Here is a 26491-nt window from a genome sequence, read left to right on the forward strand (position 1 = left end):
TTTCGTTAAAAGCCCCGGAACGGTTTTGTTTCGACTGCATCCTGAACATTTTGCGGTAATGCTGATAGCAAATTATACCCGGTAACCTTCTCAATATCTCTTACTGTACAGATATATTTCATCCAGTTAGGGTCAATGCTATCGTCATTTGGCGTGTCAATGGCGATTACTTGTGTTTGCGATGTTATTCTATGCAAGTCATTGTTGCCATTCGGTATAATGACCGCTATCTTCCAGATATGAGCAGGAACATTGATTCTGCCTTTATAAATAGATGTAGCGTAACCATTTCTTCCGGTACCGCCTGTACCATAACTGCCCATGATCACATAAACTTCGTTGCCGTCCTTTACACGGTCACGGCAAAAGCTTTCCAAATGTTCCCAGGTATGTTGATTATTATTAGGTGCTTGCGGAATAATGTTATCCATCAAAAACGTAGCAGAATTAGCATCCGATGACGAAGAGCGGTCGCCACTGGGGCAATTGTGACCTTTGTCGAAGCCGCTACCACGATAATAAGTATTATCTACTTTGAACCATTTGGGAGGCAGTGTGGTGTCCGCTCTGAAATCATCCGGGCCGCGTTTCCCTGTGATATCGCCTGCTCCGATATGCCAGCTAACCCAATTAGGTTCAGCTTTTGTTTTGCTGTAACTCTCGATATAATAATGGTGATCTATCAGGTAATTATCTGCGCTTATACTTGTATTGTCAGTTGCATTGCTTGGGTTTCCCAACAGTAAGTTCCAGTCGTCGCCGGGCACTGGGTTGTCAGTGCTTGCAGCGGTTGTGTTTGTATTGTTTTGAGCTGATTTACGTTCTATTCCCGTGAAAACTATATCATCAATATTTATACGGTTCTTGCCCCCGCTAACTTTCCTGATCTCGATTCGAACCGGCCCGGTTTGATTAATAGAAGCTATAAAATAAGCTAACTCATGGCTGGATGCTGTCATCGTTTGCCCGATCTGCTGATAACTGCCACCGTTATTATAAGATACCCACAATTGTAGTTCGGAACTTTTATCATTTCCATAAGTAGCATAATGAATAGTCACTTTACCTACATTTTGCATGTCGAATTGCATCGACAATTTGCCATTATTACGGATACGAATGGCATGAATGCCGGTTTTCGAGTCCCTGTCGCTCGTGCCAACCAACGCATCTTTTAATAACCAGGCTCCGCTTTTAAATTTAAATGATCCGGTGGTATAACTTTTTGAAGCTGGTTTATCTGTCTGCTCAAAGTCTTCCTTCGGTGATTCTCCGCTTGTTAGTTGGTTTTTATTGCTGTTACAGCCGCTGGTAAAAACAAGAATTGTTAAAATAAGTACGAGTAAACGTGATTTGATCTTCATAATAAAGCCGCAAGATAGACTTTGCAAGGCGAGTGATATTGGGACAAAGAAAATTTTCATAAAAAATTTGCGTAAGTAAATACTTACATATATATTTGTAAGGAAATACTTACATATCGAAATGGCACTACAATCAAGAAGGGATGTTTTTCAGGCAATAGCCGATCCGACACGCAGAGAAATTATCAACCTGATAGCTTTTAATCCGCTTAACCTGAATTCCATTGCAGAGAATTTTGATGTGAGCCGGCCTGCAATTTCCCAGCATATCAAAATATTGACTGAGTGCGGACTGATCGTTATTAAAAAGCAGGGAAGAGAAAGGTATTGCGAAGCATCGCTGCAGCAGTTAGGTGAAGTATCGAACTGGATAGAGCAATTCCGGAAACTTTGGCAAGGAAGATTTAATGTGCTCGACGATTTATTGGAAGAATATAAGACGAAAGAGAAGAAAAAGGAGTAAACAAATTATCTATAAAATTTAACCATTTAATAAACAAATAGTTATGGCATCTAATAATCAAACTGAGATCATTGCCGAACCAGGCAAACAGGAGCTATTTATCAAAAGAGAATTTGAAGCTCCGCGCGAATTAGTTTTTAGGGCATTTACAGAGGCGGATATGCTCGTTAAATGGCTTGGTCCGTGCAACATGAAAATGCGCATCGATAAACATGAGGCTTGGGCCGGTGGCTCATACCGTTATATTCATATCGACCCACAGGGTAACGAGTACGGTTTTCATGGCGTTTCGCACGAGATGCTGGTACCTGAAAGACTGATACGTACTTTTGAATTCGAGGGCCTTCCCGAAACGGGCCACGTGGTATTGGAAACGGCACGGTTTGAGGCGTTACCGAATGATCGCACAAGGGTAATCATTCAATCTGTGTTTCAATCTGTCGCAGACCGCGATGGGATGGTACAGGCAGGAATGGAGTACGGCGTGAAAGAATCTCACCAAATGCTGGACGAATTCTTAGCTAAACAGTTAGTGAACTAAACCGCATATATAATATCCGTCTGACGGTTATCTATTTTGTTCGTTCGGGTAGGTTTTTATTACTTTTGAAAGTATAAAGCTACCTGAATAGAATGAGAACATTTACCGCATTAACTATCCTTTTTTCTTTTATCTGTATTAACTCTTTTGCACAAGGGGGCCAGTCAGGCAATTACGTTTATGGCCGGGCCCCTTTGCAGCAAAACCCTTATATCGAATTGCCGCTTGGCGCAATAAAGCCCGAAGGCTGGCTCCGCGAGATGCTCATCAGGCAGAAAAATGGTGCTACGGGCAATTTGGACAAGCTTTATCCATCTGTAATGGGTAAGCGTAACGGCTGGTTAGGCGGTGACGGCGATCAGTGGGAGCGTGGCCCGTATTGGATCGACGGGCTTTTACCGTTGGCTTATATTCTAAACGATAAAGAATTGATCACCAAAGTAAAGCCCTGGATTGAATGGACGATAAAGAGTCAGCAACCGGATGGCTATTTTGGTCCGGCGAAAGATTATGGCCCTGAACCAGGAATACAGCGTGATAATAGTCACGACTGGTGGCCCAAGATTGTGATGCTGAAGGTATTGATGCAGTATTACTCAGCAACGGGTGATAAACGCGTGATAAATCTGCTGACGAACTATTTCAAATACCAATTGAAAGAATTACCGATTCATCCGTTGGATCACTGGTCATTTTGGGCAAGATACAGAGCCGGGGATAACCTGATGGTGGTTTATTGGTTGTATAATATCACCGGCGATAAATTTTTGCTCGACCTGGCCGAAATGCTTCACAAACAAACCTTTGATTATACCGGGTCTTTCTTGAATACCGATCTGCTGGCGAGAAACGGAAGCATTCATGGCGTAAACCTGGCCGAAGGGATGAAGGAACCGATCATTTATTACCAGCAGCATACCGAAAAAAAATACCTGGAGGCAACCCAGAAAAGTTATGCCGATTTGTGGAAATACAATGGCATGGCCAATGGTATGTTTGGCGGCGATGAGTCGTTGCATGGCAATAACCCGACACAGGGCTCGGAACTTTGCACTGCTGTAGAGGAAATGTTTACGCTCGAAAATACCTTAGCGATTACCGGCGATGTAAGCTATGCAGATCATTTAGAGCGAATAGCCTTTAACGCCTTACCTGCCCAGGTCGATGAAAACCTGACCGACAGGCAATATTTTCAGCAGGCTAACCAGGTAATGGTCACTCAGGCCGACCGCAATTTCGATATCAATCACAGCGGAACTGATGTGTGCTACGGTCTGCAGACCGGCTATGCCTGCTGCACCAGCAATATGCACCAGGGCTGGCCAAAGTTCACTCAAAACTTATGGTATGCCACAGCCGATAAGGGGATAGCTGCTTTGGTTTATTCGCCATCAGAAGCAAAGATAAGTGTGGCAGGTGGAACTTGGGTTAATGTGAAAGAACAGACCGATTATCCATTTAGCGGGACAATAAAATTCACGTTGAACATAAACAGTAAATTGCCGGTAGCCTTTCCTTTCGATTTAAGAATACCGCAATGGTGCAAAAAGGCAACTATAAAAGTGAATGGCAAAGTTGAACAGGAGCCAGATGGTAATCAAGTGATAAAGATCAAACGTGAATGGAAATCAGGTGATGTAATTGAACTGGAATTGCCTATGCATATACGTCAAAACAGATGGTATGAAAACTCCGCATCTGTTGAACGCGGTCCTTTGGTGTATGCCTTGAAGATCGGCCAGGATATTAAAAAAGTTAACAACCCAAAAGATACCATTAATTATGGCAGTACATTTTATGAAGTGAGACCAACTACGCCATGGAATTTTGGGTTAATTTCCACACCAAAAGATAAACTGGATGAGCAATACAAAGTTGAAGAAACCGGAAAAGTAGCCAATTATCCCTGGACGGTTGACGCTGCACCGATCATTATAAAAACAACCGGCAGACAAATTCCTTCGTGGAAATTATATGATGATATGGCAGGCCCTTTGCCTTACAGTAATATTTATAACGAAAATGAACCTGTGCAACCAGATCAGCAGATCACGCTGATACCTTACGGATGTACCAAATTGCGGATTTCGGAATTTCCAGTTGTTAATAAGTGAAAATCGAGCTCATGTTAATGTCAGCTACCATAAAAAGCAGTTTGAATCAGCACAATATTGAAGTGCAGACCAACGGCGCGGTTAAGGAAATGCACATCGCGGCAAAGTCCACAGGTTATGGTTCATCTATTAATGGTGGTGAATTGTTACTGCTTTCATTAGCGACTTGTTTCTGCAATGATATTTATAGAGAAGCTGCTAAAAGAGCTATTAAAGTAGATGGCGTTGAGGTAGAAGTAACAGGCGAATTTGGAGCCGAAGGGGAGCCCGGTTATAACTTTCAATACAAAGCAAATGTTATTTCAGATACGCCGAAGCACGAAATCGATGCCCTGATTGCATATACTGATCAGGTGGCCGAAATTCATAATACGCTGAGAAAGGGCTTGAATATAACGCTGATAAAATGAGTGTTATACCGGAATTGTTACAAACGCGTTTTATTTAGGACGTTATATTTATAAACCATTATTAGATATGTCTAAATTATATAAACTAATTTTTTGTTCCTTATTTACACTTTGTTTTATATCCTGGAATTCTTCATCTGAGATAACAATTTCAAAAGGACAGCAACCGCAAATCAGTACTGATAATGCCGGAGTTATAAGAGTGGTATTCGGACAAACGGATAGTATTTTTTGCTCAACTTCTTTAGACAAAGGCAGCTCTTTCTCTAAACCTGTACTGGTCGGCGTTGTCTCCAAAATGCACCTGGGTATGGCCCGTGGGCCACAGTTAGCGAGCTCTGCTCATTACAGTGTTGTTACCGCGATGGATCAAAGCGGGAACATCCATTTCTTTATGCTTAATCATAAAAAAGGGCTGTGGCAAAACGAAGGTATGGTAAATGATATTAAAGGCTCTGCACCGGAAGGGTTAATGAATATCGCATGCGACAACCAGGATAACTTTTATGCCGCCTGGCTTGACCTACGCCTGAATAAAAGGAACAATATTTTCTTTTCGTCTCTTCCGGCAGGGCATACCCAATGGCTCAAAAACAAATTGGTTTACCAATCGCCTGATGAACATGTTTGTGAGTGTTGCCGGCCGAGTATCACTGTTAAAGGATCAAATGTTGCTATTATGTTCAGAAACTGGCTAAGCGGCTCCCGCGATCTATATCTGACTACATCTGCCAATAAAGGGAAAATTTTTAATGCTGCTACTAAATTAGGAAGCGGCACCTGGAAACTCAATGCCTGCCCGATGGACGGCGGGGGGCTGAATTTTAATGCGGATAATACGATTAATACAACCTGGCAAAGACAGGGTGTTGTTTATTATTGCAAAGCAGGCGGAAATGAAAAAGAACTTGGCAAAGGTCGGGATTGTAGTATCAGTACTGGTTCTGGTCAAACTATAGTTGCTATGGGCGATGCCGGTGAGTTAAAATATAAAAATGTTCAAACCAACCAGGAGACTATCGTGAGTAAGGGAAGTTATTTAAAAACACACATTCTGCCAGGCAATAAAGTGTTGTGTGTTTGGGAGGAGAATGGCCTGATAAAATCAAAAAAGATATAAAACCCTTATAAAATGAAACGTCTGTCTTTTTTATTGATTTTCAGTGCAGTTGCATCGCTGGCAATAGCACAACCCAATACTCCGGTTAATCATTTGCCACGTATTGCGATCGCAGGTTTAGGTATTGAATCGAGTACGTTTTCGCCGGCATTGACGGATGAGGCGGCATTTCACGCCAAATATGGTGATGCTGTTTTTTCGATTTATCCGTTTTGGGCTCCTGATTCGGCGGTTCGCAAGGCGGCAGTTTGGGTTCCGACGATAGACGGACATGCTTTACCGGGCGGAGCAGTAACCAGGGCAGCATATGAGTCGCTGGTGAGGAAGACCCTGGATTCACTTAAAAAGCACGGGCCTTATGACGGATTGTTCTACGATATACACGGTGCGATGAGTGTAGTTGGTTTGGAAGATCCTGAAGGTGATTTCCTTGTGAGGATAAGAAAAGTGGTTGGTAAAAAGACTATCATTTCAACGGCGATGGACCTGCATGGTAATGTTTCGTGGCGACTGGCAGAGAACAGTGATTTGATCACCTGCTACCGTATGGCCCCGCATGAGGATGCCATACAAACCAAGCGCCGGGCAGTGACTAACCTCATCGAACGGCTTGAAGATGGCAAGGGCAAGCCGGCCTACAAAGCATATATCGCAATTCCTATTTTATTACCCGGCGAAAAAACCAGTACCCGCATCGAACCTGGTAAAAGCCTTTACCAGAAAGTATGGCCCGCTGCAAAACAGAGAGGTATTGTTGATGCAGCGATATGGATAGGCTATGCCTGGGCCGATGAGCCCCGAAACCATGCTGTAGTGATGGTAACAGGCGATGATAAAGCCAAAGTGACCAGCACAGCAGAGTACCTGGCTAAAAGCTTTTGGGATGTACGTAAGGAATTTAAGTTTGTGGCGCCAACCGGCAATTTAAAGGAGTGCCTGGATAAAGCTATTGCCAGTAAGAAACATCCATTCTATATCAGCGATTCCGGCGATAATCCGACCGCCGGAGGGGCGGGAGATGTGACCTGGACATTAACGCAGATATTGAAACGGCCAGAATTTAAAACGGATAAAGGACCTTCGCTTCTTTACGCATCCATTCCCGGACCTGAACTGATTAAAAAGGCGATAGCGGCAGGTGTCGGCGGTCATGTAGACGGGTATGCCGGAGCTAAGGTAGATTCAAGGCTTGCTCCGCCGGTGCATATCGTCGGGACTGTAGAATCAATCGTCAAAGGCGACGCGGATGCTGAAGTGGAAGCGTCCATAAAAATGGGAAGCGTACACATTATTGTAACGCAAAAAAGAAAGCCATATCACCACGAAAAAGATTTTACAAAACTGGGACTTAATCCAAGGACTGCTGATATAGTAGTCGTAAAGATAGGCTACCTTGAACCCGAACTATATAATATGCGTGCCGATTGGCTGCTGGCTTTAACACCAGGTGGGGTAGACCAGGATATTGAACACTTACCTTATAAAAGGTTAAAGAGACCCATCTTTCCGTTGGATAAGGATATGAAAAACCCTGATCTTAAGGCGAAACTCGTGCCTTCATCGGATTTGGCGAAATAACAAGGGAATAGCAATATGCTATCCCTTGAATGCTTTTCTTATGCATCTTATACAACAAGATTGGCTTCAGCGCCGAACGCCTGGTCTATAACAATTTTCCAGGTACCGTCGGATTGCTGCTTCATGACCTCGATGCCTTTGGCGCTTATTTTTACTTCGTTGCCGTCTGTAATGCTCCATTCGGATCTTCCCAGGGCAATGTTTCCTGTTTGAAGGCAATAAACTGTTTTGATTTCCATTTTTCCCTTGATGGATAAAATAGCTTTTATCGATTCTTCAAATTTTTCCCTGCCCGATACGGGTTTGCCGGGTTCTGGTACAATAATGCCCGTAACATCATACATATTCATTACTGTGGCTACGTCGCCTGTGTTGAACGCAGCTGCTAAAGTTGTGTGAGCATCTTCTGCTCTTTTTGGTAAGTTCATTTTGTTTTATTTAAATAGTGATGGAAATTTTTAAAGTATAGATGAGAAGTTTTGGTCGCTATAAACCGCTTTTGCAAGCTCCGAAGCATAGTTGTATACCTTGTTGAAAAGGAATGGCCCCATGCTGATCCTTTTTACTCCAAGTGCCCCCAACTCTTCAAAGTTCGGAAGGTTAGGCATGCACATTACGTTAATAGGAAGACGGGTAGCTTTCACTACTTCTGTAATGTCGCTCCTATTGGTAATACAAGGAACGAATATGCCATCGGCGCCTGTGTTTTCATAACTTTTGACCCGCGTAAGTGTTTCTGTAAGTGCCGTTGGCATACCAAGCAGAAACCCGTCCGTCCTTACATTGATAAATAGCTTCAAATTATTTCGGCTGATGTGATCCGCTATGGCTGAAAGAATCTTTTGAAATTCCCCAACGGATTGAAATTGACGCTCATTACCGGGAATGGTATCTTCCAGATTTATTCCTGCAACACCTGTATCATGAAGCTTTTCTATGTTTTCAATAATGCCTGTAATTGTCCGGCTGTAACCACTTTCCATGTCCACCGAAAAGGGGATGTTGGTTACTTCAACCACTCTCTTAGCGACTTGAAGCAGGATATTAAAAGGCAGGTTTTCTCCATCCTGGTAACCAAAGGAATTTGCTAATGCGTGGCTGGATATGCCTATCGCTTTATAATCATTAGCTTCAAATATTTTCGCACTGTTTATATCCCAGATATTCCCCAGCAAAAAAGGCTTTGAGTTTTGATGTAATTGTTTAAATGTTTCGAAATGATTCATACAATAGAGATTTACTTTGTTTATTAATTTTTAACAAAGTTATCCCCGAGATAAACGTGAAAATTGTATGGATCGGAACTCCCGAAAAAATTATTGCTGAAGGAGTTGATTTACCGGGGTAATATTTTCCAGGTAAGCAGAAGGGGTAAGCCCGGTAAAAGATTTAAAGTCTCTTATAAAGTGGGACTGGTCAAAATAACCGCAATTGTAGGCGATTGAAGTAAGGGGCTGGTCATTTTTAGTAATAAGCTTAAGGCTAAACTGAAACCGGATTATCTTATTAAATGAAGAGGGAGAGAGGCCCGTATGCTGATGGATCAATTTGTGAAGATAACGGGATGTAATACCGTGCTTGGATGCGATATTGTTAATATTGCTTTCCTCTGGATTTTTTTTAATGCCCGTTAAAATATGGCCTACCTTATCGATCCTGAAAACCTTTTTTTCATGGACAATCAATCTTTTCAATAAGAATAGCTCGATAAGCTCTATTCTTTTGGCAATGTCCTTTGTTTCTAAAAGCTGGGCATGCAAAACTTTAACAGGTGTGCCTATAATATCGCCCAGATCAGAAACCTGGTCGTTAAAAACCCCGATCTCATCATCTAAAAAATAAGCGGCAGAATGCGTGAAGAATTTAATGCCAAGCATAGTATGCCTGCCATTTGATCTTATGGCTAATGGCTTTGTAATCTGACCCCATAATTCTATTTTGGGTGTCGTGGTAAATATATTGTCAACAGATGATTCCCAAATCCCTTCGCCCAGATTAAAGATCATCTCCATATCGCCGCTTGGGAACACCGTATCCTCAAATCCTGCTTCAGTATCCGATTCAAAGATATAGTAGTGCTTAACATACGGTTTTAACGCTTCAGATGGAGAAAAATACTTCAGTTCCATTGCATAAAGTTATGATTCTTATTTTTATTTATCGTGATCGCTGCTGAATGAATCCCTGAACATTTTCCACCCATTCGGTGTTTTTTTCCATAGGACAAGAAATTTGCCATTGTCAAACATTTTATTGTCCACATCGAATGATTGCCAGAACCCCACTTCGGTAACAAACTCCCTGCCATCGCCAAATACATCTGTAGTAATAAATCTGCCGTTTCTGAGGCCAAATTTATGATAGGCTATTCTGAAAAACTCAAGAGGAGCATCTGCACCGCACAACGCCGGGGCATTTGGAGGCATGATCCAGCAATCTTTTGCGTAGCGATCAATAAATATTGATGAATCTCCTTTTGCAAAGGCCTGGAAATAAATGCTGTTACTTTTTGCTATTGCCTTTTTAGCTTCTTCCAGGTTTGGATTTTCCGTTGGGTGCTGCTGAGCATCGCAATTGTTAAACAAACAGAACATTGCAAACAAGAAAATTGCGGATTGAATATTGTTCCTTTTCATATCATTTTAAATTGAAGTTGTTAGCAAAAATAAAGTTGCTATCACGCTTAAAATTGTATAAATCGGAACAATGGTTGCCGAAATTCAGCCTTTTGTATATTCAGCCAAAAGTGTTGCAAAATCGGCAATTTCCTTCTCGGTATTATCAAAGGAAAAAACCAACCGAACTTCACTTTTCAGATCATTCCAGTAATAAAAATGAAAATGCTGATGCATTTTTTCGTACAATGATGGAGACATGGTTAGAAAAACAGAATTGGTCTGAACAGGATGAGCGATAGCAATACCGGGTATGCTGCCCACTTCCTGCTCAAATCGCTTAGCCAGGTCATTAGTATGCCGAGCAAGCTTTTGCCATAAGCCATTTTTGAGCATTGCCTGAAATTGTGCGGCGATAAAACGGTTTTTGGATGCTAATTGCATGCTGCGCTTTAAATGATATTTGTATGAACTACTGGATTTGATGTGAAAGAAGATCACCGCTTCGCCAAACATCATTCCGGCTTTAGTGCCTCCAAGAGTAAGTATATCGATGTGCTCTGTCATTTGTTTGAGAGAGGCGTTCAGGTAAACTGCTGCATTGAAAAAGCGAGCCCCATCAACATGCAACAGCATGTTATTTTCAGTGCAAACAGATTTTATTGATTTCAATTCATCAAGTGTATAAACCGTACCATACTCCGTAGGTTGGGTTAGCGATACCACTTTAGGCTGCGGGTGATGGATATCTCCGGCACGTATTATGGCTGATCGCAAGCTTTCTGCAGTTATTTTCCCGCTCTCCGACGGAATAGTATAAATGCGACAACCGATAAATGATTCAGGTGCAGTGGATTCATCCACATACAAATGGGCAACGTCAGCACAGAAGATAGAGTTGTATCTTTCTGTGACGCTGCCGAGGCCAAAGTTATTGGCGCCTGTGCCGTTAAAGGTGAAGTACACCTCGATATCGCTACCCAATATATCTTTCAGCAGTCCGGTAGTTTCAGCAGTAACGGCATCATTGCCATAAGAAGCTGCGTTGCCTTTATTGGCATCTGTCAGGGCCTGCATCATATCGGCTTGTACGCCTGCATAGTTCTCGCTTGCAAAATTTATCATCTTGTTATTAAGTGTTTTTCTAATCGTTCAACGGTGTATTCAGCTAAGATAATGACTAGCTGGTAAAAAGCCCTTGGTTTTGCTAAAGGCTTTGGCGGAGAAAGATGAAAACACGCAATTATAAAGTTTTATGCAAAGCCAGCGGGTTAGGATAGTTGTCGCTTTGATCTTCGGCCACATTGTCCAGGCATTTAAAGTCTTTCTCTATCAGTAGATAAAGCTGACCATCATTGTTTTCAAAACCTACCCGGTCTGTCGAGGCCCACTCTTCTGCCATTGCATTTGGCATAAACAGGGTGATCTTATTATTCTGAAAATTTGCCGTTAATTGATCGACAGACGCGCTCTTTACGGCATATACCAGTGATTGCTCACCAAAATTGATAATTTCTGCTATATAACCCTCTTTTGAGAAGGTATCGACATCTGTTTTTGTGAGCCGATAGCGTAAACTATTGCCTTTTATACGGATTTTCATGAATTCTAACTGTTTATTTGTGAATGAAGGCTAACTACGTCGCCGATAATAATAATAGCGGGGTATGTCAAATTATGTTTGGCGGCCATTTCCGGTAGATCTTTTACAACTCCGGTTACAGATTTTTGCTGTGGGAGCGAAGCATGTTGAATAATAGCTGCGGGGGTTGAACCCCTTTTTTCTTTTATATAGGTATCGGCAATGGTTTCAATTTGTTTCATGCCCATGTAAATAACCACCGTCGCATTGCTTTGCATGGCCAGCCTGAGATCCGACGATAAAGTGCCGTCTTTTTTTGTTCCGGTTATGATCCATATACCTTCACTTATGGCGCGATGGGTTAACGGGATGTCCTCCAAACCCGATGCCTGCATACTGGTTATCCCTGGAATAAAATGTGTTTTGATGCCATTTGCCCTGGCATATAGTACCTCTTCAAACCCCCGGCCAAATATAAAGGGATCACCTCCTTTGAGTCTCACTACCTTGCCTTTTGCAAAAGCGAAATGTTTTATCATTTCGTGTATCTCTTCCTGAGAAGTATAATTGCCGTAAGGTTGTTTGCCTACATATATTTTTTCGCATTCAGGTTTTGAAAGATTTAGTAACTCCTTATTAGCCAGGTTGTCGTAAAGAATCACATCTGCTTCCTGCAAAATCCGGTACCCTTTCACTGTAATCAATTCCGGGTCGCCCGGACCTGCACCCAAAACAAATAATTCAGGAAATATTTCTTTTTCTTTCATTTTTTACCAAAAAAGTGGCTGATAAGTCTTTCAATTGAAGTTTTTCTAAACAAAACGCTCATTTATTTTGTGTTATTTACAAAAATAGTCGTTTAAAAGTGATTTATGTTATAAAAAAATTGCAAAAATTGAGTCTTTTGCCTTGAAAATATTATTAATATCATAAAAATGATGATAAAAATGAATTTTTTGCTCTTAAAATATGGTAATAGTCATTTTATTCCGTAATATTGTTACAGTAAATGCATTTATGGTCGCAACTTAGATGTGTTTAGAATAAAATTTGCTTTAACATTTAAAAAGACCGTTATGTCGAAACCAACCATTATAGTAGTTGGCAACGGTATGGTGGGATACAAGTTCTGTGAAAGACTTGTATCCAAATCATCCGGCTTCCAGATCATAGTTTTCGGAGAAGAGTCGCGCAGGGCCTATGACAGGGTTCATCTCAGCGAATATTTTAACGGAAAATCAGCAGACGACCTTTCGATGTCATCTGAAACATGGTATGCTGATAACGGTATACAATTATATCTGGATGATCCTATCCAGGAAATCAACCGCTCTGAAAAAACAATACATTCTTTAAAAGGACTGACCTTAAAGTATGATTACCTGGTTTTAGCAACCGGATCTTCGGCTTTTGTTCCTGATATTCCCGGAATTGAAAAGGACGGTGTATTTGTTTACCGTACTATCGACGATTTGGAGTTGATCAAAGCTTACGCCGCGCAAGCAAAATCTGGTGTGGTGATGGGGGGCGGGTTGTTGGGACTCGAGGCTGCAAAGGCATTGATAGATCTTGGGATTGCTGAAACCCATGTCGTTGAGTTTGCGCCGCGTTTAATGCCAAGGCAAATTGATTCGGCAGGTAGTGCTATGCTGCAATCAAAGCTTAAACAATTGGGTTTGAATATCCATCTGAATAAAAGTACATCAGAAATTGCCGGCGATCATAAGATAGAATCTTTGAAATTTAATGATGATACCTCGCTGGTTGTAGATATGCTGGTTATTTCGGCGGGTATACGTCCGCGCGATGAACTTGCAAAACTTGCTGGTTTGCATACGGGAACCAGAGGTGGGATTGTAGTGAATGAAAAAATGCAGACCAGTGATGAGTCGATTTTTGCAATCGGCGAGTGTGCATTATACGATGGTATGATCTATGGCCTGGTAGCGCCTGGTTATGAGATGGCCGAAATTGTTGCTACTTATTTAATAGGCGGCGATAAGCATTTTCATGGCTATGATATGAGCACCAAGCTTAAGTTGATTGGTGTGGATGTAGCCAGCTTTGGTGATGCCTTTATTACTGAACCTGATTGCCGCACGATAATATTTGAAGATACCCACAAAGGCATATATAAACGTATTAACATCAGCAATGATGGAAAATACCTATTGGGTGGAATATTGGTAGGGGAAGCTGAAGCTTATAATATTTTACTCCAAACGGTTAATAATAGAATTATACTACCGCCAAATCCTGAAGATCTGATACTTGGTTCACGTGGCACTGAGGCTAGTGAAGGAGCAGGGGTAATGAGTCTGCCAGATGATGCGCTGATATGCTCGTGCGAAGCGGTGAGTAAGGTAGCGATTTGTTCCGCTGTGAACGATGGCGCAACGTCAATTGATGGAATAAAGAAATGTACCAAAGCGGGTACTGGTTGTGGGGGATGTGTGCCTTTGGTAAAGGATTTGATAGCAGGAACGCTGAAAGCTAATGGTCAATATGTCAAAAATGTAATATGCGAGCATTTTGATTATTCGCGCCAGGAGTTGTATGATCTTGTCAAAATAAACAAGGTAAAAAATTACGACCTGGTACTCGACCATTTCGGTAAGGGAGACGGCTGTGAAGTGTGTAAGCCTGCAGTTGCCAGTATCCTCTCCAGTTTGTGGAATGATGTTATTGTAAAGCAGGATACCATTCAGGATAGCAACGACCGTTACCTGGCTAATATTCAAAAAGGTGGCACTTATTCTGTTGTGCCGCGCATACCCGGCGGAGAAATTACGCCTGATAAGCTGATCGTAATAGGGCAGGTAGCTAAAAAATATGGTTTGTACACCAAAATAACCGGCGGCCAGCGTATTGATATGTTCGGTGCACATCTGAATGATCTGCCTGCCATCTGGGAGGAGCTGATTGATGCGGGATTTGAAAGCGGCCATGCTTATGGCAAGGCTTTGCGTACGGTTAAAAGTTGCGTTGGAAGTACCTGGTGTCGTTTTGGCTTGCATGATAGTGTGTCATTTGCCATCGAGGTGGAAGATAGATATAAAGGCATACGAGCTCCTCATAAAATTAAAGGCGGTGTAAGCGGATGTATCCGTGAATGTGCTGAAGCTCAGTCAAAAGACTTTGGCATCATAGCTACCGAGAAGGGCTGGAACTTGTATGTGTGTGGTAATGGCGGGTCGAAACCGCAGCATGCGCAGCTTTTAGCCACGGATATCGATAAGGAAACCTGTGTTAAATACCTGGACAGATTCCTGATGTTTTATATCAAAACAGCTGATCCGTTAACCCGTACTGCAACCTGGTTGAATAAAATGGAGGGCGGTATGAGTTATCTGAAAAATGTGATCGTAAATGACAGTCTTGGTATTAACGATCAATTAGAAGAAGAGATGCAAGGCTTAATAGATACTTACCATTGTGAGTGGAAAGAAGTGGTTGAAAATCCTGATCTGCGCAAACGTTTCGCTCACTTTGTTAATGCTCCGGAAGAAAAAGATCCGGCAGTGAAATTTGAACCGATGCGCGACCAGGTGAAGGCGAAGTGGTAATAGTCGTTGATCATTAGTTTATTATTATTATTATTTAGAGTTTAGGATTTAGCCTTTAGAGTTTAGAATTTATCACATTATGGAAACAACAGTAGATATCGAATGGGTTTTAGCTTGCCATACAGATGATGTGCCGGTAAATGGCGGTGCCTGTATGAAACATGGTGACGAGCAGATAGCGATTTATAACTTTTCAAGACGTAATGAGTGGTATGCGACGCAAAACCTGTGCCCGCATAAGCAGCAGATGGTGCTTTCGCGCGGTATGATAGGAAGTACCGGCGAGGATTGTACCCCTAAAGTAGCTTGCCCGTTTCATAAAAAGACATTCTCGTTATTGAGCGGTGAATGTTTATCGGGTGATGAATTTCAAATTAAAACTTACCCGGTAAAAGTAGTTGATAACAAAGTTTATGTAGGTATTGCCTGAGATCAATTCCGGGCAAAATTAATAAGGGCTTCTTCATTAACGAAGCGGATATGTTTGCCAGACAAACTGATCAATTTATCATTCACCAGTTCGTTAATCATGCGGAATACTGTTTCATAAGTTGCGCCGGCGTAGGAGGCGAGATCTTGCCTGCTCAGATCAATATTAATAAAACCATCTTTAGTTGTACCAAACTGATTTTTTAATGCCAGCAATGCTTCAGCTACACGTCGTTTCACAGGCATGTGCGCCAGGTTGCGCATTCTTTTTTCCGATTCGCGCAGTTCGTCAGCAAAAAACATCAGCAACTGGTAAGTGAAATTAGTATTAACTTTTAAAGTAGCTTCAAAAAACTCCATATCAAGATAGCAGATCACGCTCGGCTCTATGGCAGCCGCCGATATCGGATAAGTATTATTTTTACCTAATGCCCTATGGCCAAATACAGCACCTTCTCTTGCAAATCGTATAATTAATTCTTTTTCCTCATCCCATTTCTTATAAACTTTAACACTTCCGGAGAAAACAAAGTAAATTCCGGTCACAGGGTCGCCTTCTTTAAAGATTATTTCACCTTTTTTAACCTTAAAATTTTTTTTGTGTGCGGTTATTGCTGGTTTCCATTCGTTTAGACAGTTTTTGCATAAAAAACAGCTTTCAGAGTCGCAAATCGATTGCTTTTTCGTCATTTTGTAATATTAATTGATTGTATTTCTAATTTATTGCAATATTAATTAAACAAATTATAGTTTCTGAGCTTTTTATTGTAAAAATCAGGTGATTTTCATTGTATTTTTAATAAAAATTTGATGTCGATTTAATTTTTATGACGTTTTGTGCCATTAATTCCATTTGCTAGATGCTTTTTTTATAAATATTTCTCAAATTTTACTTTGAAAATTTTAACAAAATCATATTATGTTAAAAATGAGTTGATGTATTTTTTGCATTTTCATAAAAAATGAACTTTTTTATGATTTATATCATAAAAGTATACCAAAAAACAAATACTTATTGGTACTAAAGGCTGTTTTTAATATATTTATGACAAAATAGAACACAAATTTTGAAGATTAAATAAAAATTTATGCCTATGACAGAAAAAGACTAAGATAAAAGACATAAAAAAGCCCTGCCGGGAGGTCGCATTCCCAGACAGGGTAAACAGTTTTCATTGCTTTAACAAATAAAAAACCAATTCAAATGTATAAAAATGTAAGTCATTATTACCTAATTTTTGCCATATTTTTAATTTCAGGCTTTTTCGGGTCGACAAAGGCGCAGGCGCAATATAGTTTAACTGGTCAATTGCGGGTCCGCGCTGAGGATCGTGACGGATACGGTAATCTAGTTTTATCGGGCGCAAAAAATGCAAACTTCATTTCTCAGAGAACCCGTCTAAATTTTGGTTATAAATGGGACCTTTTAACTTTTGGTGTTAGTGTTCAGGATATAAGAGTTTGGGGGGCGGATGCTTCTACAATATCTCCCGCAGATGGTAGCCGTTTGGGGCTTCATGAAGGCTGGGCAGAGCTAACGCTAGCTAACAAAGCCGATACCAACATTAAATTCAAATTATTTGACCAGCTTTCTTTAAAGGTTGGACGACAGGAATTGATCTATGACGATTCACGCCTGATCGGCAATATAGATTGGTTACAACAAGCCCGTACGTTTGACATGGCTTTGCTGAAAGTTGTACACCATGGCTGGCAGGTGGACCTGGGTTATGCATTTAACCAGAATACGGATGCTGCGGGTGTTACTAATAGCAACTATATACCCGGTAACCTGCCAGGATATGTAAAAAACAGCTTGGGTACTTTAGTTCCTGTTCCTGCAGGGCTTGTTCCATTGGCCGCTGGCGGTAGTGCAGCAAACAACAGTTCAAAAACTGGAACCCCTATTTATGCTAATCCACCCAGTACCAACGGCGCAACGCAGGATTATAAATCTTTCGCCAGTTTATATATCAGTAAAAAGTTTGACCAAACTAAAGTTTCAGCGTTGTTCTTCAGCGACAATTTTGGAAAGTACAAGCTTGACTCAGTTGGAAGTGCAGCCACAGGTTATGTTTATGGAAGACGTTTTGTGCCCTCAGGCCCAAGTGACACTTATGACTATTCAACCAATAGGCGCTATACCTATGGCCTAATGGTTAGCCCGGTTTTCGGCAATGCTTCTGATTTTGGCAAAATTGCCATCCAGGCAGCCTATTACCGTCAGTCAGGTAAAGACAGGGATGGAAAAGATATGAATGCTTTTCATTATACCATCGCTGCCACTTATCAAAAAGACCGTTTTAGTATCACCCCAGGTTACGACGTGCTTTCGGGTACCAAGACCTCGGATATTGCTTTGGGCAAAGACAATGCATTTGATCCTTTATACGGTACTCCGCATAAGTTTTGGGGGTACATGGATTATTTCTATGCAGGTACCGGATCGCCCAAAGGCGGTTTGAGCAACCCTTACATAAAGTTCAAATACACCGCAAATGTATTCTCAGCAGGGATCGATCTTCACTCTTTCTCTTTAAACCAGGATATGAAAAAAGCTGATGGTACACTGGTAGGCAGAAACTTAGGTAAAGAAGGCGACCTGCAATTAAGTTATACTATGAACAAGTTTACCAATATTGAATTTGGCTATTCACTCATGAAAGCTACAGATAATATGCCTTTTGCCAAGGGGCAGGCAACAACTGATGCCGTGGCTGCAACTTTTGACAAAACAGCGACATGGGCATACGTCATGATAAAATTCACCCCCGATTTCTTATATACTAAACCAGTTGCCATCAAACAATAATTACCATAAATCAAACCAACTATTAATTATATGCTGATGAAAAAATATATATATAACCATTCAAAATCCATTTTTTTATTGGGTTTGCTAATTGTACTTCTTGTTTCGGGGAGTTATGCAAATCCGCCCAAAAAAGTGGTCAAACTTGGATTTATTCCATTGACCGACTGTGCTCCATTAGTCATTGCGAAAGAAATGGGATTTTTTGCAAAGTATGGTGTTGATGTGCAATTATCCAAAGAAGCTTCATGGGCAGTTGTTCGCGATAAAATTTTAAATGGCGAGTTGGACGGGTCTCATTGTTTGTTTTCAATGCCATTTTCAGTTTATACGGGCATTGGCGGTAAAGCAGGTTCAGAGATGAAAATTGCCATGACCTTAAACAACAACGGGCAGGCTATTACATTATCCAAAGATTTTTGCGGCTTAGTTGGCTTCAGGGATTTGAAAAAAGTAGCCGCAGCTATTAAGTCTGTAAAAGCCCGTAAGGAAGTAACCTTTGCCATGACATTCCCGGGCGGGACGCATGATATATGGTTAAGAAACTGGTTAGCTGCGTGTGGCGTAAATTCCAAATCTGTCGGAATTATAACTATTCCGCCTCCACAAATGGTAGCTAACATGAAGGTTGATAATATGGAAGGCTTTAGTGTTGGGGAGCCATGGAATGGTGTTGCAGCATCGCAAGGCATTGGATTTACGCAAATATCGAGTCAGGATATCTGGAAAAATCACCCTGAAAAGGCATTGGTAGTTAACAAAGCTTTTTCTGAATCAGATAAAGAAGACCTTAAAAATGTAATGAAAGCCCTTATTGAAGCTTGCAGATGGCTGGATGTGATGAGTAACCGCAAAAAGGCAGCTTTAATACTGAGCAAACCAATCTATGTAAATGCACCGGTGCAGGTTATCGAAGCCAGGTTAATGGGCTCTACAGAAATAGGCTGTGACCTTGGTGTTCAGAAATATAAAGATGATTACATGCTATTTTATAATAACGGTGTGGTGAATACGCCAAAAGTATCATACGGAATATGGTTTATGGCCCAGTACATGCGCTTTGGCATGATCAGTTCGGCGCCTAATTACCAGGAAGTTGCGGAGAAATTAATTATGACCGATTTGTATAATGAAGTGGCCAAAAGTATGAACGTACCTGTTCAGGAAGATATGAAGCCGTTCAAGACAAATCTGGAAACCATTGTTTTTGATCCAAAAAACCCGGCACAATATATCGCCGGAGCAAAAAAATAGTAAGGATTGTGAGCAGGATGGACAGATTTTGCCGGGTTAATGTGGCACGGCAAAATCTGCCTGATAAAACGAAAGAGATATGAAACAGTTATTTTCAGTTAAATCATTAATGTCTGTAGTTTATTTCCTGGCTGGAATGGTGATTATGGGCGGTATCTGGGCTTTGATAGCCAAGATCACTAAAAACGAAATCCCGACTCCTTTAGCCACATGGGCCGTCTTTAAAGATGTTATGCACCATCCTTTTCAAAATGATGCAGACCAGAAAGGCATAGGCACTAAGTTGTTAAGCTCGCTTGCCAGGGTAAGTATTGGTTTTGGTTTGGGTAGCATATTCGCAATTCCGTTGGGCCTAATAATGGGAGGCAGCAAAATTGCCATGAAGATCATCAATCCAATGGTACAGATTTTAAAACCTGTTTCGCCATTAGCCTGGTTCCCATTGGGGCTTGCTATCTTCCAGGACTCGCCAAAGGCCAGCATCTTTATGATATTTATTTGCTCACTGTGGCCCACGTTAATCAATTCGGCATTTGGGGCCTCGCACGTTCCTCAGGATCATAAAAATGTGAGTAAAGCTTTTGGATTTTCAACCTGGAAATATCTGACCAAAATATTATTGCCATTTAGTTTACCTCATATCATTACCGGTTTACGGCTTTCAATTGGCATTGCCTGGATGGTGATTGTTGCCGGCGAAATGCTTTCGGGGGGAATAGGGCTGGGGAATTTTGTGTGGGAAGAAGGATTTAACGGTGGAAGTACCGCTAAAATTTTAGTCGCTATTATTATTATAGGTATTGTTGGATCATTGCTCGACAAGTGTTTCACCTGGTTACAGCAAAAATTCTCCTACGCAGTTTAGCCCTGAAATTACCAATTCATTAAAAACATTAATATGAGTCAAACATCAATCGTAGCAGCAAAACAAGACGTTATTGAAATTGCTGACATAGTTTTGGAACAGGCTTACAACCCGCCCAAAAGCATTGAAATAAATAATGTTACGGTAAATTTTAAAACTCCAAAAGGGATATATACCGCAGTTAAGGATATTGACCTTTCCGTGAAGAAAGGTGAAATAGTTTCGCTTATAGGACACTCCGGCTGTGGTAAATCAACACTGATGGGTACTATCAGCGGAATGGTTCAGCCTACCAGTGGCGAAGTTTACGCAAACGGCACAAAAGTAAATTCGCCAGGACCAGACAGGGGTATTGTGTTTCAAAACTACTCGTTGCTACCCTGGCTTACAGTTTATAAGAATATCTATGTGGCGGTGGATTCCGCAGTCAAAGATATATCTGCATCAGAAAAAGCTCGGCTGGTAGAGACTAATTTAAAGATGGTAAATCTTTGGGAACACAAAGATAAACTACCGGGCCAGCTTTCGGGAGGAATGAAACAGCGTGTAGCCATTGCCCGCGCATTTTCTATTAACCCCAGAATATTGTTGCTCGATGAGCCATTTGGCGCATTAGATGCCCTTACCAAAAGTGCCATGCATATTGAGCTGCTGAAACTGTGGAACCTGGATAACCGCGAAAAAACCATAGTAATGGTAACGCATGATATTGAAGAAGCTATCTTTTTATCAGACAAAGTAGTGGTTTTGAATAATGGGCCGGCGGCTACTATAAAGGAGATTGTTGATGTGCCTTTAAAAAGACCGCGAAATAAAAAAGATATCGTTCATGACCCCAAGTACATGGAAATTCATGACCGGCTATTGAATTTATTGATAGCTAAGTTTTCAATTGACGACGAACATTAACTATACAACATATAAACTGATAACGTGAATAAATTAAAACAATTAGATAAACTGAAAATATTCAGTTTGAAGGGCGTTCAGATGCGCACTTTTCATATCACCTGGCTCATGTTTTTTGTGTGCTTCTTTGGCTGGTTTGGTTTGGCGCCATTAATGCCAACCATCCGTGCCGAACTGCATCTTACAAAAGGACAGGTCGGTAATATTATTATTGCTTCGGTTACAGCTACTATCATTGCCAGACTTATTATTGGCAAGCTTTGCGATACTTGGGGGCCGCGCAAAACCGCTGTAAGGCTGTTGCTGGTAGGCTCTTTGCCTGTGTTTTTTGTTGGACTGGCGCATAGTTATACCACGTTCTTATTATTCCGTCTTGCCATTGGGGTAATCGGTGCTTCGTTTGTGATTACGCAGTTCCATACGTCGATGATGTTTGCCCCTAAAATAAAAGGAACCGCAAATGCAGTTACCGGTGGCTGGGGGAACTTGGGTGGTGGGGTAACCAATATGGTAATGCCTCTGATCTTCGCCGCAATAGTAGGATTTGGCTATACCAAAGCCGAAGCATGGCGTTATGCAATGATAGTACCTGGCACTATGATGCTAATTATGGCCTGGCTCTATTATAAATATACTAAAGATACCCCTAACGGCAACTACGACGAGATTGGCTATAAAAAAAGTAAATCATCCAAAACAGACTATTCTGTTTTAGCCGACTGGCGCATATGGGCATTGACTATGGCTTATGCCATGTGTTTTGGTATGGAGATCACTTTTGACAATGTAGCTTCGTTGCATTTTGTCGATTCGTTTCATCTTTCTCAAAGCAGCGCAGGGTTCTGGGCCGGAGTATTTGGCTTTATGAACCTGTTTGCAAGGGCATTAGGTGGTATCGTATCCGATAAAGTAGGCGCCAAATTCGGTATGCGCGGTAAGGGCCTTCTGCTTGCAGGTGTATTGCTGCTGGAAGGTGCCGGACTGATACTATTCGCACAGGCGGGGTCTTTAGCGATGGCAATCATTTCGATGCTGACGTTTGCGCTCTTCCTAAAAATGTCAAACGGAGCTACCTATGGCATTGTGCCGTTTGTAAATACCAAAAATGTAGGGCTGGTTAGTGGCATTGTAGGTGCTGGTGGTAACCTGGGCGGAATGCTGTTCGGGTTCCTGTTCAAATCGTCTACAATTACTTACGTACAGGCATTTAGCTATATCGGCTATACCGTGATAGCAGTAGCAGTAATCATTATGATTACCCGTTTTGCTAAATCGGGAACTACTGAAGAAAGCTTACAGGCTAAAGGTGCGGTAAGCGGTGAAGTAGCAATGAGATAAAAATAAAATCTGATGGGTCTGAAAAGGCAACATAATAATGGTTTGACGAGCACCTGCTGCTATTGCGGGGTAGGCTGCGGCGTGGTGATCAATAAGGATAAAAATGATACCATCACGCTTGAAGGCGATAAAGATCACCCGGTAAATAAGGGTATGCTTTGCAGCAAGGGCATGAACCTGCATTATACTGTAAATGATAAAAGCGACAGGCTGCTTTATCCCCAAATGCGTTATAACAAAAATATGCCCATGCAAAGGGTAAGCTGGGATGATGCATTGGACAGGACTGCAGCCGTTTTTAAGACTTTTATAGACAAATATGGTCCGGATTCAGTAGCGTTTTATGCATCTGGTCAATGTTTAACAGAGGAATATTATGTTGTTAATAAGCTGATTAAGGGGTTTATCGGAAGTAATAATTTAGACACTAACTCACGCCTGTGTATGAGTAGCGCAGTAGCTGCCTATAAAATAGCATTAGGGGAGGACGCAGTTCCGGTGTGTTATGATGATATCGAACTCTCTGATTGCATGCTCATTGAAGGCGGTAATCCTGCCTGGTGCCACCCGATATTATGGCGCCGCGTTGAAGCGCACAAAGCTGCTAATCCCCATGTGAAGATCATTGTTGTTGATCCCAGGGTGACTGATACCTGCTCTATTGCTGATTTGCATTTGCAGATCAACCCGGGTACCGACATTACCCTGAATCATGCGATTGGCCGGGTGCTGATAGAAAATGGGGACATCGACATTGATTTTATCAATAATCACGCTGAAGGGTTTGAGGAGTACAGTAAACTCGTTTTTAAGAAAAGTTTGATTGAGGCTGCAAGAATATGCGGATTGAGCGAAAGCGATATCCGCCTTGCGGCTCAATATATTGGTGAGGCAAAAGGGTTTATCTCTATGTGGACAATGGGGCTAAACCAAAGCGCAATTGGTGTAAACAAAAACCTGAGCCTGCTTAATTTAAACCTGATAACCGGGCATATAGGTAAGCCCGGCTCGGGGCCGTTATCGTTAACCGGGCAGCCAAATGCTATGGGCGGCAGAGAGGTTGGCGGATTATCCAATTTACTTCCGGCTCATCGTGACCTGAAAAACCCTTCGCATCGCGAAGAGGTGCAAAAGTTTTGGGGCGGAACAACAATTAATCCACAACCTGGGTTAACAGCCACCGAAATGTTCGAGGCACTTAATGATGGTCGTTTAAAGGCTATCTGGATTATGTGTACCAATCCGCTGACGAGTTTGCCAAATGTGCGCTTAGCAGAAGAGGCTTTAAAAAAGGCCAAATTTGTGGTTGTCCAGGAGATCAGCAACAAACCGGAAACATTGGCTTATGCTGATGTGATATTACCTGCGGCGGCATGGGCCGAAAAGGAAGGCACAATGACCAATTCAGAACGGCGCATCAGTTATCTGAATAAACTGATTGAACCACCGGGAGAGGCCTTACCCGATTCTGAAATTATTTGCAGGTTTGCCCGGAAGATGGGTTATAAAGGCTTCGATTTTGAGAATAGCGCTGCTATTTATGCAGAACACGTTAAGCTAACCGCCAGAACAAATATCGATGTAAGCGGATTAAGCTATGAAATATTAAAAGAGAAAAAAACAGTACAGTGGCCCTATAAAAAGAAAAATCAGGCTAAAGGAACATCCCGTTTGTTCACTGATCATAGTTTTTATACGCCATCAAAGAAGGCAATAATCAGCGCCGTTCCGGATGGATTGACCAGCGAACGGCCCGATACTGACTTCCCTTTTATTTTAACTACCGGGCGTATACGCGATCAGTGGCATACCATGAGCAAAACCGGCAAGGTTAATAAGCTTAACCAGCATTATAAGCAAGCTTTTATTGAGATTCACCCGGAGGATGCTCAGGCGCTTGGGTTAAATGAGGATGATATAGCTGTTATTCAATCGCGCAGGGGAGAGGTCCAAGTACAGGCTAAATTATCTACTCAAATAAAACGGGGAGTGGTGTTTTTGCCAATGCATTGGGGTAAAATATTAAACAGTGACCTTAATAGGGCCAATAATATTACGAGTGATCTGATCGATCCTATATCAAAAGAGCCTGATTTTAAATATTGTGCAGTAAGCGTGCAAAAATATCGCAAGCCGTTTCAGCGTGTTGTGGTAATTGGTGCAGGAGCAGGGTCTTATGGCTTTGTAAAATCGTACCGCGAACTGAACCAGGATGATGAGATCACCATTTTCAGTAAAGAAAACTATCCATTTTATAACCGGGTAATGCTGCCGGATTATATCAGCGGTGAGCAACAATGGGAACAACTGGTGAAAATGAAGGACTCAGAAGAGCCGGATTATAAAATACGGCTTTTGCGTGGGGTGAGCATTGAGAAAATAGACCGGACGAACAAATTCGTCCTTGACTCGAGAGGAATAAAAACACCTTACGACGTACTGATTGTAGCCACAGGCAGCCGGGCAGCTGTGCCTAAAAACGTACCATCATTGCCGGGCATATTTACTATGCGCAACCGGAATGATGCCGACAGTTTTAAAAAGCACGTTCCTCAAAATGGGCATGTGGTGATAGTAGGTGGTGGCTTGCTGGGGTTGGAAATGGCTGCTTCGCTGCGCGAAATAGGTACAAGGGTTACTATTATTCATCGTACATCATTGTTCTTAAATCGTCAGCTTGATGCACTGGGAAGCCAGTTATTGCATGAAGAAATGGCTGACCAGGGATGTGATATTTATTTTGACGATGAGGTGCAATTGTTTTACGGGCGGTCGAAACTAACAGGCATCGGCTTAAAGAGCGGTCGTAAGATTAACTGCGATGCGATGATACTGGCCATTGGTACTACACCAAATCTTGAAATTGTGAGAGATTGCGGGCTGGAATGTAAACGTGGAGTTATTGTGAACGAACGTTTGCAAACCAGTGATCCTGACATATATGCCATCGGCGAAATTGCTGAGTTTGAGGGTACGTTATATGGTATCACGGCGGCAGCTGAGCAACAGGCGGAAGTTGTCGCCAAATTCATGAACGGAGATATTGCAAGTTATTACAAGGGCAGCCTGTTTATGAATATCATCAAAATTCATGGGTTTGATCTGTGCAGCATTGGGTTGCCCGAATGTCCGGATGATAAGGGTTACGAAGAGATCGTATTTATAGATAAAGCCAAGCGCTATTACAAAAAATGCATTATCCATAATGATAGGCTCGTTGGCACTATCCTCATCGGCGATAAAAGCGAGTTCCAGGAGTTCAGGGAACTTATTGCAAACAAGACTGAGTTGAGTGAAAAACGTCTGCAATTATTAAGAAGCGGCAATAAAGCTGATCCGGTACTTGGTAAGTTGGTTTGCAGCTGCAATAATGTTGGCAGCGAAAATATTTTGAATAAAATAGCTTCGGGCTGTAATAATATGAAGGATTTGTGTGCTGCCACAGGTGCTGGTACCGGATGCGGATCGTGTAGACCCGAGGTAAAGCGGCTATTGGAGGAAAGTTTAAAAGCTGATGTTTTTGTAAAATAA

The 26491-nt window shown here is 41.8% G+C and carries 23 protein-coding genes; 14 read left to right on the forward strand and 9 right to left on the reverse strand.

Annotation, left to right across the window (positions count from 1 at the left end):
- Positions 1-5: 5 nt before the first annotated feature.
- Positions 6-1364 (reverse strand): DNA/RNA non-specific endonuclease, encoded by a 1359-nt coding sequence (locus tag Q3A68_RS16030; protein ID WP_302902124.1) that lies wholly within the window; start codon positions 1362-1364, stop codon positions 6-8.
- A gap of 121 nt (positions 1365-1485) precedes the next feature.
- Between Q3A68_RS16030 and Q3A68_RS16035 the strand changes: the two genes are divergently transcribed.
- From Q3A68_RS16035 to Q3A68_RS16060, 6 genes are all read left to right on the forward strand, one after another.
- Entirely contained in the window at positions 1486-1827 is a 342-nt protein-coding gene (locus Q3A68_RS16035; RefSeq protein WP_302902125.1) for an ArsR/SmtB family transcription factor, read from the forward strand.
- 43 nt (positions 1828-1870) lie between these two features.
- Positions 1871-2368, forward strand: coding sequence for an SRPBCC family protein (locus tag Q3A68_RS16040; RefSeq protein ID WP_302902126.1), 498 nt, complete (start codon positions 1871-1873; stop codon positions 2366-2368).
- 92 nt (positions 2369-2460) lie between these two features.
- Positions 2461-4482, forward strand: a complete 2022-nt coding sequence (locus Q3A68_RS16045; protein ID WP_302902127.1) for a beta-L-arabinofuranosidase domain-containing protein — start codon at positions 2461-2463, stop codon at positions 4480-4482.
- A 17-nt stretch (positions 4483-4499) separates the two neighbouring features.
- Complete coding sequence (locus Q3A68_RS16050) at positions 4500-4892, forward strand: OsmC family protein (RefSeq protein ID WP_302902128.1); 393 nt, start codon at positions 4500-4502, stop codon at positions 4890-4892.
- A gap of 67 nt (positions 4893-4959) precedes the next feature.
- The gene (locus tag Q3A68_RS16055; RefSeq protein WP_302902129.1) at positions 4960-6012 is read left to right on the forward strand and encodes a hypothetical protein; all 1053 of its coding nucleotides are present in this window, start codon (positions 4960-4962) and stop codon (positions 6010-6012) included.
- A gap of 12 nt (positions 6013-6024) precedes the next feature.
- The gene (locus tag Q3A68_RS16060) at positions 6025-7590 is read left to right on the forward strand and encodes a M81 family metallopeptidase (RefSeq protein ID WP_302902130.1); all 1566 of its coding nucleotides are present in this window, start codon (positions 6025-6027) and stop codon (positions 7588-7590) included.
- Between the two features lie 47 nt (positions 7591-7637).
- Here the strand turns inward: Q3A68_RS16060 and Q3A68_RS16065 are convergent, their stop codons facing one another.
- The 7 genes from Q3A68_RS16065 to cobA form a co-directional block, all read right to left on the reverse strand.
- Complete coding sequence (locus tag Q3A68_RS16065) at positions 7638-8018, reverse strand: YybH family protein (RefSeq protein WP_302902131.1); 381 nt, start codon at positions 8016-8018, stop codon at positions 7638-7640.
- A 30-nt stretch (positions 8019-8048) separates the two neighbouring features.
- Entirely contained in the window at positions 8049-8816 is a 768-nt protein-coding gene (locus Q3A68_RS16070; RefSeq protein ID WP_302902132.1) for an isocitrate lyase/PEP mutase family protein, read from the reverse strand.
- A gap of 90 nt (positions 8817-8906) precedes the next feature.
- Positions 8907-9719, reverse strand: coding sequence for a helix-turn-helix transcriptional regulator (locus Q3A68_RS16075; protein WP_302902133.1), 813 nt, complete (start codon positions 9717-9719; stop codon positions 8907-8909).
- Positions 9720-9743: 24 nt separating this feature from the next.
- Positions 9744-10226 carry a YybH family protein gene (locus tag Q3A68_RS16080; RefSeq protein WP_302902134.1) on the reverse strand — a complete coding sequence of 161 codons (483 nt, stop codon included), beginning with the start codon at positions 10224-10226 and terminating at the stop codon, positions 9744-9746.
- A gap of 84 nt (positions 10227-10310) precedes the next feature.
- On the reverse strand, positions 10311-11330 hold the full coding sequence (locus tag Q3A68_RS16085; RefSeq protein WP_302902135.1) for a threonine aldolase family protein: 1020 nt from the start codon (positions 11328-11330) through the stop codon (positions 10311-10313).
- Positions 11331-11448: 118 nt separating this feature from the next.
- Positions 11449-11808 (reverse strand): DUF7009 family protein, encoded by a 360-nt coding sequence (locus Q3A68_RS16090; RefSeq protein ID WP_302902136.1) that lies wholly within the window; start codon positions 11806-11808, stop codon positions 11449-11451.
- A gap of 5 nt (positions 11809-11813) precedes the next feature.
- On the reverse strand, positions 11814-12554 hold the full coding sequence (cobA, locus tag Q3A68_RS16095; RefSeq protein ID WP_302902137.1) for a uroporphyrinogen-III C-methyltransferase: 741 nt from the start codon (positions 12552-12554) through the stop codon (positions 11814-11816).
- A gap of 309 nt (positions 12555-12863) precedes the next feature.
- Here cobA and nirB point away from each other — a divergent pair, with 309 nt between their 5' ends.
- Together nirB and nirD are read left to right on the forward strand one after the other, a co-directional pair.
- The gene (nirB, locus tag Q3A68_RS16100) at positions 12864-15353 is read left to right on the forward strand and encodes a nitrite reductase large subunit NirB (protein WP_302902138.1); all 2490 of its coding nucleotides are present in this window, start codon (positions 12864-12866) and stop codon (positions 15351-15353) included.
- A gap of 79 nt (positions 15354-15432) precedes the next feature.
- A complete protein-coding gene (gene nirD, locus Q3A68_RS16105; RefSeq protein ID WP_302902139.1) occupies positions 15433-15783 on the forward strand; it encodes a nitrite reductase small subunit NirD in 351 nt (116 codons plus the stop codon).
- 2 nt (positions 15784-15785) lie between these two features.
- Here the strand turns inward: nirD and Q3A68_RS16110 are convergent, their stop codons facing one another.
- On the reverse strand, positions 15786-16472 hold the full coding sequence (locus Q3A68_RS16110; protein ID WP_302902140.1) for a Crp/Fnr family transcriptional regulator: 687 nt from the start codon (positions 16470-16472) through the stop codon (positions 15786-15788).
- Positions 16473-16986: 514 nt separating this feature from the next.
- Between Q3A68_RS16110 and Q3A68_RS16115 the strand changes: the two genes are divergently transcribed.
- The 6 genes from Q3A68_RS16115 (at position 16987) to Q3A68_RS16140 (ending at position 26491) form a co-directional block, all read left to right on the forward strand.
- Positions 16987-18594, forward strand: coding sequence for an alginate export family protein (locus tag Q3A68_RS16115; RefSeq protein WP_302902141.1), 1608 nt, complete (start codon positions 16987-16989; stop codon positions 18592-18594).
- Between the two features lie 36 nt (positions 18595-18630).
- The gene (locus tag Q3A68_RS16120) at positions 18631-19848 is read left to right on the forward strand and encodes a CmpA/NrtA family ABC transporter substrate-binding protein (protein ID WP_302902142.1); all 1218 of its coding nucleotides are present in this window, start codon (positions 18631-18633) and stop codon (positions 19846-19848) included.
- Between the two features lie 79 nt (positions 19849-19927).
- Positions 19928-20713: an ABC transporter permease gene (locus tag Q3A68_RS16125; RefSeq protein WP_302902143.1), complete on the forward strand. Its 786-nt coding sequence runs from the start codon at positions 19928-19930 to the stop codon at positions 20711-20713.
- Between the two features lie 33 nt (positions 20714-20746).
- Positions 20747-21622: an ABC transporter ATP-binding protein gene (locus tag Q3A68_RS16130; protein WP_302902144.1), complete on the forward strand. Its 876-nt coding sequence runs from the start codon at positions 20747-20749 to the stop codon at positions 21620-21622.
- Between the two features lie 24 nt (positions 21623-21646).
- Positions 21647-22960, forward strand: coding sequence for an MFS transporter (locus Q3A68_RS16135; protein WP_302902145.1), 1314 nt, complete (start codon positions 21647-21649; stop codon positions 22958-22960).
- Between the two features lie 12 nt (positions 22961-22972).
- Positions 22973-26491, forward strand: a complete 3519-nt coding sequence (locus Q3A68_RS16140; RefSeq protein ID WP_302902146.1) for a nitrate reductase — start codon at positions 22973-22975, stop codon at positions 26489-26491.

The organism is Mucilaginibacter tolerans, assembly GCF_030519375.1.
In the GTDB taxonomy this organism is placed as follows: domain Bacteria; phylum Bacteroidota; class Bacteroidia; order Sphingobacteriales; family Sphingobacteriaceae; genus Mucilaginibacter.

What these genes read in the sequence shown, in the direction of transcription:
- Q3A68_RS16030 (WP_302902124.1), bottom strand. Translation starts at nt 1,364, where the DNA reads ATGAAGATCAAATCACGTTTACTCGTACTTATTTTAACAATTCTTGTT.
- Q3A68_RS16035 (WP_302902125.1), top strand. Translation starts at nt 1,486, where the DNA reads ATGGCACTACAATCAAGAAGGGATGTTTTTCAGGCAATAGCCGATCCG.
- Q3A68_RS16040 (WP_302902126.1), top strand. Translation starts at nt 1,871, where the DNA reads ATGGCATCTAATAATCAAACTGAGATCATTGCCGAACCAGGCAAACAG.
- Q3A68_RS16045 (WP_302902127.1), top strand. Translation starts at nt 2,461, where the DNA reads ATGAGAACATTTACCGCATTAACTATCCTTTTTTCTTTTATCTGTATT.
- Q3A68_RS16050 (WP_302902128.1), top strand. Translation starts at nt 4,500, where the DNA reads ATGTCAGCTACCATAAAAAGCAGTTTGAATCAGCACAATATTGAAGTG.
- Q3A68_RS16055 (WP_302902129.1), top strand. Translation starts at nt 4,960, where the DNA reads ATGTCTAAATTATATAAACTAATTTTTTGTTCCTTATTTACACTTTGT.
- Q3A68_RS16060 (WP_302902130.1), top strand. Translation starts at nt 6,025, where the DNA reads ATGAAACGTCTGTCTTTTTTATTGATTTTCAGTGCAGTTGCATCGCTG.
- Q3A68_RS16065 (WP_302902131.1), bottom strand. Translation starts at nt 8,018, where the DNA reads ATGAACTTACCAAAAAGAGCAGAAGATGCTCACACAACTTTAGCAGCT.
- Q3A68_RS16070 (WP_302902132.1), bottom strand. Translation starts at nt 8,816, where the DNA reads ATGAATCATTTCGAAACATTTAAACAATTACATCAAAACTCAAAGCCT.
- Q3A68_RS16075 (WP_302902133.1), bottom strand. Translation starts at nt 9,719, where the DNA reads ATGGAACTGAAGTATTTTTCTCCATCTGAAGCGTTAAAACCGTATGTT.
- Q3A68_RS16080 (WP_302902134.1), bottom strand. Translation starts at nt 10,226, where the DNA reads ATGAAAAGGAACAATATTCAATCCGCAATTTTCTTGTTTGCAATGTTC.
- Q3A68_RS16085 (WP_302902135.1), bottom strand. Translation starts at nt 11,330, where the DNA reads ATGATAAATTTTGCAAGCGAGAACTATGCAGGCGTACAAGCCGATATG.
- Q3A68_RS16090 (WP_302902136.1), bottom strand. Translation starts at nt 11,808, where the DNA reads ATGAAAATCCGTATAAAAGGCAATAGTTTACGCTATCGGCTCACAAAA.
- cobA (WP_302902137.1), bottom strand. Translation starts at nt 12,554, where the DNA reads ATGAAAGAAAAAGAAATATTTCCTGAATTATTTGTTTTGGGTGCAGGT.
- nirB (WP_302902138.1), top strand. Translation starts at nt 12,864, where the DNA reads ATGTCGAAACCAACCATTATAGTAGTTGGCAACGGTATGGTGGGATAC.
- nirD (WP_302902139.1), top strand. Translation starts at nt 15,433, where the DNA reads ATGGAAACAACAGTAGATATCGAATGGGTTTTAGCTTGCCATACAGAT.
- Q3A68_RS16110 (WP_302902140.1), bottom strand. Translation starts at nt 16,472, where the DNA reads ATGACGAAAAAGCAATCGATTTGCGACTCTGAAAGCTGTTTTTTATGC.
- Q3A68_RS16115 (WP_302902141.1), top strand. Translation starts at nt 16,987, where the DNA reads ATGTATAAAAATGTAAGTCATTATTACCTAATTTTTGCCATATTTTTA.
- Q3A68_RS16120 (WP_302902142.1), top strand. Translation starts at nt 18,631, where the DNA reads ATGAAAAAATATATATATAACCATTCAAAATCCATTTTTTTATTGGGT.
- Q3A68_RS16125 (WP_302902143.1), top strand. Translation starts at nt 19,928, where the DNA reads ATGAAACAGTTATTTTCAGTTAAATCATTAATGTCTGTAGTTTATTTC.
- Q3A68_RS16130 (WP_302902144.1), top strand. Translation starts at nt 20,747, where the DNA reads ATGAGTCAAACATCAATCGTAGCAGCAAAACAAGACGTTATTGAAATT.
- Q3A68_RS16140 (WP_302902146.1), top strand. Translation starts at nt 22,973, where the DNA reads ATGGGTCTGAAAAGGCAACATAATAATGGTTTGACGAGCACCTGCTGC.